Annotated in this window: 12 protein-coding genes and 1 pseudogene; 7 read left to right on the forward strand and 6 right to left on the reverse strand. The window is 71.6% G+C overall.

Annotation, left to right across the window (positions count from 1 at the left end):
• Positions 1-6 precede the first annotated feature (6 nt).
• Genes CIB93_RS27960 through CIB93_RS27975 form a run of 4 tightly spaced genes read right to left on the reverse strand, consistent with a single transcriptional unit; the run spans position 7 to position 4,301 of the window.
• The gene (locus CIB93_RS27960) at positions 7-786 is read right to left on the reverse strand and encodes a CDP-alcohol phosphatidyltransferase family protein (RefSeq protein ID WP_096630852.1); all 780 of its coding nucleotides are present in this window, start codon (positions 784-786) and stop codon (positions 7-9) included.
• Positions 764-1,825 (reverse strand): iron-containing alcohol dehydrogenase family protein, encoded by a 1,062-nt coding sequence (locus tag CIB93_RS27965; RefSeq protein ID WP_096630854.1) that lies wholly within the window; start codon positions 1,823-1,825, stop codon positions 764-766. Before CIB93_RS27965 ends, CIB93_RS27960 begins: the two co-directional genes overlap by 23 nt.
• Positions 1,813-2,550: a sugar phosphate nucleotidyltransferase gene (locus CIB93_RS27970; protein ID WP_096630855.1), complete on the reverse strand. Its 738-nt coding sequence runs from the start codon at positions 2,548-2,550 to the stop codon at positions 1,813-1,815. The genes CIB93_RS27965 and CIB93_RS27970 overlap by 13 nt, the downstream gene beginning before the upstream one ends.
• A complete protein-coding gene (locus tag CIB93_RS27975; protein ID WP_096630857.1) occupies positions 2,547-4,301 on the reverse strand; it encodes a DUF5941 domain-containing protein in 1,755 nt (584 codons plus the stop codon). The genes CIB93_RS27970 and CIB93_RS27975 overlap by 4 nt, the downstream gene beginning before the upstream one ends.
• 319 nt (positions 4,302-4,620) lie before the next feature.
• Here CIB93_RS27975 and galE point away from each other — a divergent pair, with 319 nt between their 5' ends.
• From galE to idi, 4 genes and pseudogenes are all read left to right on the forward strand, one after another.
• Entirely contained in the window at positions 4,621-5,607 is a 987-nt protein-coding gene (gene galE, locus CIB93_RS27980) for a UDP-glucose 4-epimerase GalE (protein ID WP_096630859.1), read from the forward strand.
• 191 nt (positions 5,608-5,798) lie between these two features.
• On the forward strand, positions 5,799-6,740 hold the full coding sequence (locus CIB93_RS27985; protein ID WP_096630860.1) for a cation diffusion facilitator family transporter: 942 nt from the start codon (positions 5,799-5,801) through the stop codon (positions 6,738-6,740).
• A 20-nt stretch (positions 6,741-6,760) separates the two neighbouring features.
• Positions 6,761-7,202 (forward strand): annotated as a pseudogene (locus CIB93_RS39190) (GNAT family N-acetyltransferase); the annotation flags it as partial.
• A gap of 147 nt (positions 7,203-7,349) precedes the next feature.
• Positions 7,350-7,943 carry an isopentenyl-diphosphate Delta-isomerase gene (gene idi / locus CIB93_RS27995; RefSeq protein WP_096630862.1) on the forward strand — a complete coding sequence of 198 codons (594 nt, stop codon included), beginning with the start codon at positions 7,350-7,352 and terminating at the stop codon, positions 7,941-7,943.
• A 54-nt stretch (positions 7,944-7,997) separates the two neighbouring features.
• On the opposite strand, the gene CIB93_RS28000 is transcribed toward idi, so the two are convergent.
• Positions 7,998-8,453, reverse strand: a complete 456-nt coding sequence (locus tag CIB93_RS28000; RefSeq protein WP_096630863.1) for an ATP-binding protein — start codon at positions 8,451-8,453, stop codon at positions 7,998-8,000.
• 146 nt (positions 8,454-8,599) lie between these two features.
• Positions 8,600-9,223: an HdeD family acid-resistance protein gene (locus tag CIB93_RS28005; protein ID WP_096630865.1), complete on the reverse strand. Its 624-nt coding sequence runs from the start codon at positions 9,221-9,223 to the stop codon at positions 8,600-8,602.
• Positions 9,224-9,303: 80 nt separating this feature from the next.
• On the opposite strand from CIB93_RS28005, the gene CIB93_RS28010 reads away from it, so the two are divergent.
• The 3 genes from CIB93_RS28010 to CIB93_RS28020 form a co-directional block, all read left to right on the forward strand.
• Positions 9,304-10,068 carry an enoyl-CoA hydratase/isomerase family protein gene (locus CIB93_RS28010; RefSeq protein ID WP_096630866.1) on the forward strand — a complete coding sequence of 255 codons (765 nt, stop codon included), beginning with the start codon at positions 9,304-9,306 and terminating at the stop codon, positions 10,066-10,068.
• Positions 10,069-10,188: 120 nt separating this feature from the next.
• Complete coding sequence (locus tag CIB93_RS28015) at positions 10,189-11,058, forward strand: hypothetical protein (RefSeq protein ID WP_096630867.1); 870 nt, start codon at positions 10,189-10,191, stop codon at positions 11,056-11,058.
• A 201-nt stretch (positions 11,059-11,259) separates the two neighbouring features.
• A partial coding sequence (locus tag CIB93_RS28020; protein WP_096630869.1) for a Tex family protein occupies positions 11,260-13,570 on the forward strand: 2,311 nt, incomplete at its 3' end.

Genomic DNA, 13,570 nt, shown 5'->3' on the forward strand with positions numbered 1-13,570 from the left:
CAGACGTCACTTCAGCCTGCTGGACGCCAGGACGGAGACCAGGTGCAGCAGGGTCTGGAGCAGCGCGATACCGGCCAGGACGGCCGTGGCCAGGCGGGTGTAGAAGAGGTCGCCCCCGATGGTGTCCAGGATCGCCACCAGCAGGATCAGCAGCGAGGCCTCGATCCCGAGGATCAGCCGGTGGAACTTGAGCGCTCCGGCGGCCCGGCGGGCCAGGGCCATGCCGGAGGAACGCGGCTCGGATGCCGCCTCCTTGACCGGCGGCAGCCCGCCCTGGTGACGGGCCACGCCGACCAGGTCCGTCTCGGCCTTGATCAGGATCGCGCCGAGCGCGGCGAGCGTGCCGAGGAACGCCCAGAGCCAGTCGATCCGGCCCTCGCCCCAGATGTCGGCGGCGCGCAGGCCGAGGCCGACCAGCACCGCCGCGTCGCACAGGTAGGCGGCGACCCGGTCCAGATAGACGCCGCTGAGCGAGTACTGCTTCTTCCAGCGGGCGAGCTCGCCGTCCACGCAGTCGAACAGCAGGTAGAGCTGGACCATGAGCACGCCGAGCAGGGCGCCGGGGATGCCCGGCACCAGGAGCGCCGGGGCGGCGAGCGCACCGGCGAGCGTCATCACGTACGTGACCTGGTTGGGCGTGACGCGCGTGTTCACCAGGTAGCGGTCCACGCGCAGGGAGACCTCACGCATGTACATGCGCCCGGCCCAGTGCTCGCCGCTGCGCCGGTCCTTGACCCCCGGCGGGTGAACGACCGGACGGAGTTCAGCTACTGACGGTCTTGGCATAGTCGGCGTACGCGTCCCTGATCTGGTCGGTGGACAGGTTGAGGTGCTCCAGGACCGTGAAGCGTCCCGGGCGCGTCTGCGGCGCGTAGTCGACGGCCTTGACGAATTCGTCGACGCTGAAGCCGATCTCCTCCGGCAGGACCGGCAGACCGTGCCGGCGCAGTATCGACGCCATCAGGAGGGACTCCTGACGGGCGCCGCGCAGATGCATGGCGAAACAGGCGCCGAGGCCGACCTGTTCGCCGTGGCTGGCAGCGCGCTGCGGATAGAGCAGGTCGAAGGCGTGGTTGATCTCGTGACAGGCGCCGGACGCCGGACGCGAGTCGCCCGCGACCGACATCGAGATGCCGGTGAGCACGAGCCCCTCGGCCAGCACCTTCAGGAAGGCGTCGTCGCCGACCCCGCCGGGGTGGCGCAGCACGGCCTCACCGGCCTGGCGGGCCATCGCGGCCGCCAGGCCGTCGATCTCCTCGCCGTTGACCTCGTGGGCCAGCTCCCAGTCGGCGACGCAGGAGATGTTCGAGATCGCGTCGCCGATGCCGGAGCGGACGTACCGGGCGGGCGCCGCACGGATGATGTCGAGGTCGATGACCACGGCGATCGGGGTGGGGACCCCGTAGGAGCCCCGCCCGTTGTCGTTGTCCAGCGTGGCGACCGGGGAGCACAGTCCGTCGTGCGAGAGGTTCGTCGCGACGGCGACCATGGGCAGCCCGACCCGCGCCGCGGCGTACTTCGTCACGTCGATGATCTTGCCGCCGCCGAGGCCGACGACGGCGTCGTACCGGTTGCCCTTGATGCCGTCGGCGAGCTTCACCGCGGAGTCGATCGTGCCGTCGGAGACCGGATACCAGTCGGCACCCGGCAGGACCGGGGCGAGCCTCTCCCGCAGGGCGCGCCCGGAGCCGTCGCTGATCGCGATGGCGAGCTTGCCCGAGGAGGAGATCCGCTGATCGGCCAGGAGACCCGCCAGATCGTCCATGGCGCCGCGCCGGATGTCGACGACGACCGGGGACGGAATGAGCCGGGTCAGTACTGGCACGCGATCTCCCGGCCCTTGGCGAGGTCGTCGTGGTTGTCGATCTCGACCCAGGTCACGGTGCCGATGGGGGCCACGTCGACGGTGAAGCCGCGGTTCACGAGCTCCTGGTAGCCGTCCTCGTAGTAGAGGTCGGGGTCGCGCTCGAAGGTGGTCTTCAGCGCGTCGGCGAGCTCCTCGGCGGCCTCGGGCTCGATGAGGGTGACGCCGATGTACTCACCGGTGGCGGTGGCCGGGTCCATCAGCTTGGTGATGCGCTGGACGCCCTTGCCCTCCTCGGTGATGACCTTCATCTCCTCGTCGGCGAGGTTCTTCTCGGTGTCGAGCGCGAGGATGATCTTCTGGCCCTTGCCCCGGGCGTCCAGGAGGGTCTTCTCGACGGAGACCGGGTGGACGGTGTCGCCGTTGGCGAGGATCACACCGCGCTTGATGACGTCACGGGCGCACCACAGGGAGTAGGCGTTGTTCCACTCCTCGGCCTTGTCGTTGTCGATGAGCGTGAGGGTCAGGCCGTACGTGGCCTCCAGCTCGGCCTTGCGCGCGTAGACGGCCTCCTTGCGGTAGCCGACGACGATCGCGACCTCGGTGAGTCCGACCTCCGCGAAGTTGGCGAGCGTGAGGTCGAGGACGGTCTTGTCGCCGTCGACAGGGACGAGCGCCTTGGGGAGCGTGTCCGTGTAGGGGCGCAGACGTCGTCCTGCACCGGCTGCCAGTACGAGGCCGATCATGCGAGTTCTCCTTCGTCGTGTACGGCGGGGGCCGAGGAGGACACCCAGAAGCGGATGGACTCCACGAGCACCACCAGAGCCACGGCGACCGCGAGCGCGGTCAGGGCCGTGGTGAAACCTGAGGTGTGGGTGAGTACGGCGGCGAGGACGGCCACCAGCGCGGTACGGCCCTCGTGTCCACCGATCGTCCGCGCCAGCCACTGGGGCGGCGCGCCGGTGCCTCCGCGAATGCGGTACACCGTGTCGTAGTGATGGTAGGCGACGGCCGAGACGAGCCCGAAGGCCGCCGGAACGGCGTGGGGGACGTCGCTGCGGGCCGCCAGCACGAGGATCGTGACGTACTCCGCGGCCCGGAAGAGCGGCGGCACCAGCCAGTCCAGCGCACCCGTGAGCGGGCGGGCGACGGCGAGGCCGGAGAGCAGGACGTACACCGCGGCGGCGGCGACGGTGAGCCAGCTGCCGTACGGGAGGAGGAGGGCCCCGCCGACCATCACGAGGGTGCCGAGCAGGGCGAGGGCCGGGGCCGTGAACGCGCCCCGGAGTCCGGGGGCGACCGCGGCGACGGCCTGTGCCAGGGGCCCGGAGTCGGCGAGGTCCGCGAGGGCCTGCGCGGCACGGTCGGTACGGCTGGCCCGGCGGGTCAGCGAGCGCAGCAGGCGGCCCGCCGTGGTGTAGCAGGCGGCCAGGCCGCAGCCGACGAGCAGGGCGTAGAAGACGATGCGCGGGGTGGTGAGCGCGGTGAGCACCGCGATCATGGCCCAGCGCTCACCGATCGGCAGCACGATCATCCGGCGTACCCAGACCGTCCAGCCGACGCTGTCGAGCCTGCCGGAGAGGGCGGCGGTGGGGCTGGTGTTGGCGACCGCGTCGTGGTTGGCCTCGTTGAACGAGAAGTCCACGACATGGCGGCAGGCCTGGAGGACCATGGCGCCGAGCGCCAGGACCCAGACGTCATCGCCGCCCCGTACGGCGCCGATGGCGAGGCCCGCGTAGTACGCGTACTCCTTGGCCCGGTCGAAGGTGGCGTCCAGCCAGGCGCCCATCGTGGAGTACTGGAGCGAGTAGCGGGCGAGCTGCCCGTCGGTGCAGTCCAGCACGAAGGAGACCAGGAGCAGGAGTCCGGCGGCGATGTAGCCGCCCCGGGTGCCGGTCGCCGCGCTGCCCGCCGCGATGAGCGCGGTGATCAGCGAGGCGGTGGTGACCTGGTTCGGGGTGAGGCCCCGGCGGGCGCACCAGCGGGCGATGTAGCGGGAGTAGGGGCTGATGCAGAAGGTGGTGAAGAACCCGTCGTGGGCCTTGACCGCGCTGCGCAGCCGTACCGCCTCGTCGTCGACCGCGTCGCGGGCCGTCTCGGCGACCGCCCGCTGTCCGGCGTCGGTGGGGACGGCGGCGGTGAGCGAGCCGAGTTCGGGGCGCTTGACGGCGACGCCCTCGGCGTCCAGGGCTACGGCGATGCGGCCCGGGACGGTGCGGTCCTCGGGAGCGGGGTCGGCGTCCGGTTCGACGACGGGGGCGCCCGCACCGACGGCGGCCGTGGCGCGGTGCAGCGCGCGCAGCAGGGCGCCGCGCGCCTCCGGCTGAGCGGTGAGCGCACCGGGGACGGCGGCGGCGGGGAAGCGGGGGTCGGTCAGGCCGAGCCGCAGTGCGTGCACGTGGCCCACGAAGCGGGGGTCGACGAGCGCGACGCGACGGCCCGCCGGGACAGCGGCGAGGAGGGCTGCGGCGTCACCGGCGTCGACGGCGGTCTGCACGTCGAAGCCCAGGGACCGCAGATCGTCCGCGAGCGACGATCCGGGTACCGGCGCACCGGTGAGGATGGCGGTCGACAGACGAACTCACTCCTTGGCGCTGACGGGGGACGACACACGACGGCACGGCCACGGGGCCTGCCTGCGGCATGTCGGCTGAGGCTATCGGATGAACGGAAGGCCGAGTTCACCACCCGTTCGCGCGCTGTTCGGGTGGGCCTGATCGGGCCGGGGCCGTTCGCGATCATCATCATGGATCGGTGCCCGGCCGACAAACCGCGAGCCGGCGGCCTGAAAAGGGACAGCCCTTAGGCTGACGGCCATGACATGGCTGATCACAGGCGGGGCGGGATACATCGGGGCGCACGTGGCACGGGCCATGGTCGCGGCGGGAGAGCGGGTCGTGGTGCTCGACGACCGCTCCACGGGCGTCGTGGACCGGCTGCCGGAAGCCGTCACGCTGGTGGTGGGCTCGGCCTCCGACCGGGAGCTGCTGGACCGGGTGCTGTCCGCACACACGGTGAGCGGTGTGGTGCATCTCGCTGCGAAGAAGCAGGTCGGCGAGTCCGTGGAGAAGCCGCTGCTGTACTACCGGGAGAACGTCGCGGGACTGGCCGTCCTGCTGGAGGCCGTGGTCGCGGCGGGCGTGCGGCGCTTCCTCTTCTCCTCCTCGGCGGCCGTCTACGGCGTACCGGATGCGGAGCTCATCACCGAGGAGACGCCCTGCCGGCCGATCAACCCGTACGGCGAGACCAAGCTCGCCGGTGAGTGGCTGGTGCGGGCCACCGGGAAGGCCCACGGGATCTCGACCGCCTGTCTGCGGTACTTCAACGTGGCGGGCGCGGCGGCTCCCGAGCTGGCGGACACCGGGGTCTTCAACATCGTTCCGATGATGTTCGAGCGGCTGACGCACGGTGAGGCCCCGCGGATCTTCGGCGACGACTACGCGACGCCGGACGGCACCTGTGTCCGTGACTACATTCACGTCGCCGACCTGGCCGAGGCGCATCTCTCGGTCGCCCGGCGGCTCGGCGGGCGGGACGGCGACCTGACGGTGAACGTCGGCCGGGGCGAGGGTGTCTCGGTACGGGAGCTGGCCGAGGTGATCGGCGAGGTGACCGGGCTCGGCCCGAAGCCGGTGGCCGAGGCGCGCCGCCCCGGTGACGCACCGAGGGCGGTGGCGTCGGCCGCGCGGATCACCGAGGAGCTGGGCTGGACGGCTCGGCGGAGCGTGCGCGAGATGGTGGAGTCGGCCTGGGAGGGCTGGTGCCTGCGTCACCCGGAGGCACACTCCGGGCAGCCTCGGTGAGCGGTCCGGGCGCACCTCCGAACCCCCGCCCGCGATCATCCCGGCGCTCTGACCTGCGGAACGTTTTCGCAGGTCAGAGCATATGACAACGGTGTTCAGTACCGTGTTGCCGGATACCCCCCACCCGTAGTTCACTGGCCACGTCGGGCGGTTCGTCCCGGCGTTGTCGTACGGACCTGGAGGGGTATCTCATGGGGGCTGGCCACGATCACGGGCATACGCACGGCGGACCGCCCCCGACGGGGACCGCGGCCGCCGCGTACCGGGGCAGGCTGCGAATCGCCCTCACCATCACGCTGAGCGTGATGGTCATGGAGATCGTCGGCGGTCTGCTGTCGAACTCGCTCGCCCTGATCGCTGACGCGGCCCATATGGCCACCGACGCCCTGGGGCTGGGGATGGCCCTGCTCGCCATCCACTTCGCCAACAAGCCGGCCGGCCCGAACCGCACCTTCGGTTTCGCCCGCGCCGAGATCCTGGCGGCACTGGCCAACTGTCTGCTGCTGCTCGGCGTCGGCGGCTTCCTGCTCTTCGAGGCGGTGGACCGCTTCATCACGCCGGCCGAGACGAAGGGCGGACTCGCCATCGCGTTCGCCGCGGTCGGCCTGGTGGCCAACATCGTCTCGCTCTCCCTGCTGGCGCGCGGGCAGCAGGAGAGCCTGAACGTGCGGGGCGCCTATCTGGAGGTGCTGGCCGACACCCTGGGCTCGCTGGCCGTGATCATCTCGGCGGGCGTCATCATGGCGACCGGCTGGCAGGCCGCCGACCCGATCGCCTCGCTGGTGATCGGCCTGATGATCGTGCCCCGGACCGTGAAGCTGCTGAGGGAGACCCTGAACGTGCTGCTGGAGGCGGCACCCAAGGGCGTGGACATGGCGGAGGTACGGGAGCACATCACGGAGCTGCCCGGGGTCATCGACGTCCACGATCTGCACGCCTGGACGATCACCTCGGGGATGCCGGTGCTCTCCGCGCATGTGGTGGTGCACCAGGAGATGCTCGACTCGATAGGGCACGAGAAGCTCCTGCACGAACTCCAGGGCTGCCTGGGCGACCACTTCGACGTGGAGCACTGCACGTTCCAGCTGGAGCCGAGCGGCCACGCGGAGCACGAGGCCAGGCTCTGCCACTGAGACGGGGGCGGGGGCGGTGCCACGCGGCCGCGTTCCCGACCCCGGACGAGGCCGATCTCGTGTACGCGTTGCGTGCGGACCCCGAGGCGTGGCTGCCGGATCTCGGTTACGTCGCCGAGGCCCCGGACGGGTCCCTCGCGGCGTACGCGCTGCTGACCCGCTGCCGGGTCGGCGACGCCCCGGCGCTCGCGCCGGCCCCAATGGCCACCTCCCCCGCGTTCCAGCGGCAGGGGGCCGGGCAGGCCGTGGTGCGGGCGGTGCTGGATGCCGCCCGGGTCCGCGGTGAGGTGCTGGTGCTCGGTCACCCCGATTACTACCCGCTTCGGATTCGTCCCGGCGTCGCGCTACGGGATCCGCGCCGGGTTCGAGGTTCCGGACGAGGCGATGATGGCGCTGGTGCTGGACGGTTCCGTCCCGGTTCCGGCGGGCATGATCCGCTATCCGGCGGCCTTCGGGGTCTGACGCCCCGTCCGTTCCGCCGCGCTCGCAGGGCGCGGCGGGGCGGACATGCCCGGAGCCGAAGTACGGACAAGCGGCTTTTGTACGGCAGACTTGACCGGACTCCAGGGGCCCGGCGCACGAGGCCGGGGACCAAAGCGAAGGATGGGTATGCCGACCACACCAGCCACCGCGACGCACAGCTCGTCGAACGGCACCGCAGAAGCGATCATGCTCGAACTGGTCGACGAGAACGGCACCACCATCGGCACGGCCGAGAAGCTGGCGGCCCACCAGGCCCCCGGGCAGCTGCACCGCGCGTTCTCCGTGTTCCTCTTCGACGAGCAGGGGCGGCTGCTGCTCCAGCGCCGGGCGCTCGGCAAGTACCACTCCCCCGGTGTCTGGTCGAACACCTGCTGCGGACACCCGTATCCGGGCGAGTCCCCGTTCGCGGCCGCCGCCCGGCGTACGTACGAGGAGCTGGGCCTTTCGCCGTCGTTGCTGGCCGAGGCGGGCACCGTCCGCTACAACCACCCGGACCCCGCGTCGGGCCTGGTGGAGCAGGAGTTCAACCACCTTTTCGTGGGACTGGCGCAGGAGCAGCTGAAGCCGGACCCCGAGGAGGTCGGCGAGACGGCCTTCGTCACGGCGCCGGAGCTGGAGAAGCGGCACGCCGAGGGCCCGTTCTCGGCGTGGTTCATGACGGTGCTGGATGCGGCCCGGCCGGCGATCCGCGAGCTGACGGGGCCTTCCGCGGGCTGGTGAACGCGGCGGGCGCTCGGCGGGCGGGTCAGCCCCCGCCGGGCCGCGTACGGGCGGTCAGAGCTGCGTCTTCAACGGCAGCGCCGCCCAGATGATCTTCCCGCCGCTCGCCGTGTGCTCGACGTCGCAGGTGCCGCCGGCCTCCGCGGTGACGACCTTGACCAGCAGCAGCCCCCGGCCGCCGGTCTGCGCGTAGTCGGTCTCCAGGGCGGTCGGGCGGTAGGGGTGGTTGTCCTCGACCGACACTCTGACCCAGTCGGCGGCGATGGCCACCTCGACGGCCAGCTCGGGCGAGAGCAGCGCCGCGTGTTTGACGGCGTTGGTGACGAGCTCCGAGACGATCAGCAGCAGCCCCTGGAGGATGTCGTCCTCGATCGGCACGCCCTGACGGCTGAGGAGATCGCGTACGGCGTGCCGGGCGCGGGGGACGGAGGCGTCCACGGCGGGGGCGGTGAAGCGCCACACCCCCTCGTACGACACGGGGTCGGCGGGGACACTCCCGAGGCTCTCCATCGTCCGGCACCAGCTCTCACTCGCACTGCACTGACCGTCGAGTAAAGAGTGTTGGGAACGGCTTGGTCCGCACCGTGCCACTGATCGGAAGTAGCCAGGTATCGGCGCTATTTGACCAAAGGCGCACGCCCTTGCCGGTCGGCGGACTACTTCTGTTCTTCTTCTGGTGCCTTGCTCGGCTCGTCCGGGGTCGGGGCACTTTCATCCAGCCGCTCCGATACCAGGCTGACGATGCGTCGGCCGCCGATGCCGATGGCGATCAGGCCGAGTCCGTCGAAGAGCAGGGCCAGCGAGAAGAAGAAGCCCAGAACATACAGACTGCTGTGCGGCCAGTCGAACAGCACCAGCAGGCCCAGCAACATCCCGAAGGCGCCCTGGAACAGCGTCCACCCCATCTGGGGGCCGCGCACCACGACGCTGCCGACCAGCCGGAAGACCCCGCCGGTCAGGAAGAGCAGGGCGGCGAACATGGTCAGCGCCTCGGCCGTGCCCTCGGGGTGCTTGATGACGACGACACCCGCGGCGATGTTGAGGGCCGCGACCACGACGCCCAGCCAGAAGTAGTTCGTGCCACGCGACTCGATCGCGTGCAGCAGCCCGACCAGACCGCCGACGAGCAGCAGCCAGCCGAAGAGCAGCATCGAGGTGAGGGTGGCGAAACCGGTGTAGATCAGGCCGATGATGCCCGCGATGACCAGCAGTGCGCCGAGCAGCGCGAGCCAGCCGAAACTGCGGGTGAGCTTCCTGCCCTCGGTGGTGGGTCCGTTCATCGACGGCTCCTTACGGTGCGTATCCGCTTCGCGACCCCTTCTTGATCATAGGTTCGAACCGTGCGGATAGCATCCGGCGCATGGACCGTACGGAACCCCGCCTGATCCCGTCCGTAGAGCACGGGGTCGCCACCCTGGTGATCACCCATCCCGCCAAGCGCAACGCGATGACCGCGGCGATGTGGCGGAGCCTGCCGGAGCTGCTGGAGCGGCTGGCGGCCGACCCGGCGGTCCGGGTGCTGGTGCTGACCGGGGCCGGGGACACCTTCTGCGCCGGGGCGGACATCTCCACGCTCCGGGAGAGCGCGGACGAGGCCCGGGGGCTGGCGGTGGCGGCCGAGGAGGCACTCGCCGCGTTCCCCCGGCCGACGCTGGCGGCGGTGCGCGGGTACTGCGTGGGCGGCGGCAGCCAGCTCGCGGCCGCCTGCGATCTGCGGTTCGCGGAGGAGGGCGCCTCCTTCGGGATCACCCCGGCCAAGCTGGGCATCGTCTACGCCTCCTCCTCCACCCGGCGGCTGGTCTCCCTCGTCGGCCCCGCCACGGCGAAGCACCTGCTGTTCTCCGGCGAGCTGATCGGCACGGAACGGGCTCTGCGCACCGGGCTGGTCGACGAGGTGCTGCCGCCGGGCGGCCTGGACAAGCGGGTCGAGGAGTACGTACGGGTGCTGGCGTCCCGGTCTCAGCTGACGCAGGCCGCGGCGAAGGAGTTCGCCGCGGGCCGGACCGACCGGGACGCGTACTGGGCCGGTGAGGCGCGCGGCAGCGGCGACACCGGTGAGGGCGTCGCCGCGTTCCTGGAGCGGCGCGCGCCACGGTTCACCTACACCGCGAAACCCACCGGGTGAGGCGGTGCCGCGGGACGCAGGAGGGGCCGAAAGCGCGCGACCTGCCGTCGCGGGCAGCTCCGACATTTTGACGCCTCCCCCGGGTTCCCTGGCGTACCGACCAGTCGGTAACGTGCGGGCATGACCACTCTTCCGGCTCGCGCGGGACGCCGCTGCCACAACGCCGTCAACCCGCTGCATTCGTGCATCTTCTTCTCCCCCGACCTCGGAGCGGAGCTCGGGAAGATCGGCATCGAGGACCCGAGCGCCGCCTACTTCGCGACCCGGGCCGCCGCGCTCGGCGCTGTGGGGGCGGGTACCGTCACCGCCACGTTCTACAACTTCAACCCCGCTCTCGTGGCCCGCCATGTGCCCGCCGTCTGGGAGACCGCCCCGCCCGAGCGGGTGCTGGGGGCCCGGCTCCGGGCGGCGGACTCGACGCTGCGGCGGCTGCTCGGCGAGGAGGCCGTCTCCTCCGACGAGATGGCCGAGGCGGCCCGGCTCGCCCTGCGCGCCACCGAGGCCTGCACCCCGCACGCCCGCCCGCTGTACGCCGCGCACGCGGAGCTGCCGGTGCCCGAGGAACCGCACCTGGCGTTCTGGCACGCGGCGACCCTGCTGCGCGAGCACCGCGGCGACGCCCACCTCGCGGCACTGCTCGCCGCCGGACTGGACCCCCTCGAATCGCTCGTCAGCCACACGGCGACCGGCAAGGGCATGGCGCCCCGCTGGATTCTGGCCTCCCGGGGCTGGCGCCGCAGCGACTGGGACGCGGCCTCGGACCGGCTGCGGGAGCGGGGGCTGCTCGACGGAGGCGACGACCTCGCGCTGACCGAGGCGGGCACGGCGCTGCGCGCGGAGGTCGAGGAGACGACGGACCGGATGGACACCGCCCCGTACGAGCACCTGGGCGCCGACGGCGTGGAGCGGCTCACCGAACTGGGGCGCGGATTCCTGTTCACGGCGGCCGCGGCGGGCGCCTTCCCGGCCTCGGCGACCGGCCGGGACTGACCCACGACACCCCCTGGCACGGCCCGGGACCCCGCACACGGTGCCGGGGCTCCCGGGCGTGTTGCCCGAGGTCACGCGACACGGCCCCCGGCCACCCGGCACAATGCAGGCCGGGGGACGCACCCCGGCAAGCAAGAACGTGCTCATCGCATCGCGAGCACGGCCAGCACAGCCAGTACGAGAAGGCGAGTCGGGAAAACCGTGACGACGTCCATCGAAGGCAGGATCGCCGAGGAGCTCGGCGTACGGGAGCGACAGGTCAGGGCGGCGGTCGAGCTGCTCGACGGCGGGTCGACCGTGCCGTTCATCGCGCGCTACCGCAAGGAGGCGACCGAGTCCCTCGACGATGCGCAGCTGCGCACGCTGGAGGAGCGGCTGCGCTATCTGCGGGAGCTGGAGGACCGGCGTACGGCGATCCTCGATTCCGTACGCGAACAGGGCAAGCTCGACGCGGCGCTGGAGGCGAGCATCCGGGCCGCCGGGACGAAGGCGCGCCTGGAGGACATCTATCTGCCGTTCAAGCCGAAGCGGCGGACGAAGGCGCAGATCGCCCGGGAGGCCGGGCTCGAACCGCTGGCGGACGGACTGCTCGGCGATCCGTCGGTCGATCCGCTCGCGGCGGCCGCCGCGTTCGTGGACGGCGAGAAGGGTGTCGCGGACGCCGGGGCCGCGCTGGACGGCGCGCGGGCGATCCTCACCGAGCGCTTCTCCGAGGACGCCGACCTCACCGGCGAACTGCGGGAACGCATGTGGACCCGGGGCCGGTTGGCGGCGAAGGTCCGCGAGGGCCAGGAGGAGACGGGCGCGAAGTTCGCCGACTACTTCGACTTCGCTGAGCCGTTCACCGCGCTGCCCTCGCACCGGGTGCTCGCGCTGCTGCGCGGCGAGAAGGAGAACGTGCTCGATCTGGTCCTTGAGCCGGAGGAGCCGGAGGCCGCCGAGCGGCCGGGGCCCTCGGCCTACGAGAACATGATCGCCCGCCGCTTCGGAGTGGCCGACCGGGGCCGGCCCGGTGACAAGTGGCTCGGCGACACGGTGCGTTGGGCGTGGCGCACCCGGATTCAGGTGCACCTCGGCATCGATCTGCGACTGCGGCTGCGTACGGCGGCGGAGGACGAGGCGGTACGGGTCTTCGCCTCGAACCTGCGCGATCTGCTGCTCGCCGCCCCCGCCGGGACGCGCGCCACGCTGGGGCTCGACCCCGGCTTCCGCACGGGTGTGAAGGTCGCGGTCGTCGACGCCACCGGCAAGGTGGTGGCCACCGATGTGATCCACCCGCACGTCCCCGCGAACAAGTGGGACCAGGCTCTGGCGAAGCTCGCGCACCTCGCGAAGGAGCACGCGGTCGACCTGATCGCCATCGGCAACGGCACGGCGTCCCGCGAGACGGACAAGCTGGCCGGTGAACTGATCGACAAGCACCCGGAGTTGAAGCTCACCAAGGTGATGGTCTCGGAGGCGGGCGCATCGGTCTACTCCGCCTCCGCCTTCGCCTCGCAGGAACTGCCCGACATGGACGTGTCGTTGCGCGGCGCGGTCTCGATCGCGCGGCGGCTCCAGGACCCGCTGGCCGAGCTGGTGAAGATCGATCCGAAGTCGATCGGTGTCGGCCAGTACCAGCACGACCTGTCCGAGGTGAAGCTGTCGCGTTCGCTGGACGCGGTCGTCGAGGACTGTGTGAACGGCGTCGGTGTGGACGTCAACACCGCGTCCGCACCCCTGCTTTCGCGGGTTTCGGGGATCAGCTCGGGGCTTGCCGAGAACATCGTCGCGCACCGGGACACCAACGGGCCCTTCCGGTCCCGCAAGGCACTCAAGGACGTGGCGCGGCTCGGCCCGAAGGCGTACGAGCAGTGTGCGGGCTTCCTGCGGATCCGGGGCGGGGACGATCCGCTGGACGGCTCCAGCGTGCACCCCGAGGCCTACCCGGTGGTGCGGCGGATGGGGAAGACGGCGGGCGGCGAGGTCGCCTCGCTGATCGGCAACACGGAGGCGCTGAGGTCGCTGCGCGCGGCGGACTTCGTGGACGACATGTTCGGCCTGCCCACCGTGACGGACATCCTCAAGGAGCTGGAGAAGCCGGGCCGCGACCCGCGGCCCGCCTTCCGCACGGCGACGTTCAAGGAGGGCGTCGAGAAGCTCGGGGACCTGGAGCCCGGCATGGTGCTGGAGGGCGTCGTGACGAACGTGGCGGCGTTCGGCGCGTTCGTGGACATCGGCGTCCACCAGGACGGGCTGGTGCACGTCTCGGCGCTGTCGAAGACCTTCGTGAAGGACCCCCGCGATGTGGTGAAGCCCGGGGACATCGTGAAGGTCAAGGTCATGGACGTCGATGTGCCGCGCAAGCGGATCTCGCTGACGCTGCGGCTGGACGACGAGCCCGGCGCGGGCGGTTCCGGCGGCGGGCAGCAGGGCCGCGGCGAGCGGGGCGGCCGGCCGCCGAAGCAGCGCCAGGGTCAGGGCGGCCAGGGGGCCGGTGGCGGGCAGGGCCGTCAGGGCGGTGGCCGGGACC

This window comes from Streptomyces sp. WZ.A104, assembly GCF_002382885.1.
Lineage (GTDB): Bacteria > Actinomycetota > Actinomycetes > Streptomycetales > Streptomycetaceae > Streptomyces.

Coding starts and splice junctions, on each gene's coding strand:
- CIB93_RS28000 (WP_096630863.1), bottom strand. CDS start 8,453: ATGGAGAGCCTCGGGAGTGTCCCCGCCGACCCCGTGTCGTACGAGGGG.
- CIB93_RS27970 (WP_096630855.1), bottom strand. CDS start 2,550: ATGATCGGCCTCGTACTGGCAGCCGGTGCAGGACGACGTCTGCGCCCC.
- galE (WP_096630859.1), top strand. CDS start 4,621: ATGACATGGCTGATCACAGGCGGGGCGGGATACATCGGGGCGCACGTG.
- CIB93_RS27960 (WP_096630852.1), bottom strand. CDS start 786: ATGCCAAGACCGTCAGTAGCTGAACTCCGTCCGGTCGTTCACCCGCCG.
- CIB93_RS28005 (WP_096630865.1), bottom strand. CDS start 9,223: ATGAACGGACCCACCACCGAGGGCAGGAAGCTCACCCGCAGTTTCGGC.
- CIB93_RS28015 (WP_096630867.1), top strand. CDS start 10,189: ATGACCACTCTTCCGGCTCGCGCGGGACGCCGCTGCCACAACGCCGTC.
- idi (WP_096630862.1), top strand. CDS start 7,350: ATGCCGACCACACCAGCCACCGCGACGCACAGCTCGTCGAACGGCACC.
- CIB93_RS28010 (WP_096630866.1), top strand. CDS start 9,304: ATGGACCGTACGGAACCCCGCCTGATCCCGTCCGTAGAGCACGGGGTC.
- CIB93_RS27985 (WP_096630860.1), top strand. CDS start 5,799: ATGGGGGCTGGCCACGATCACGGGCATACGCACGGCGGACCGCCCCCG.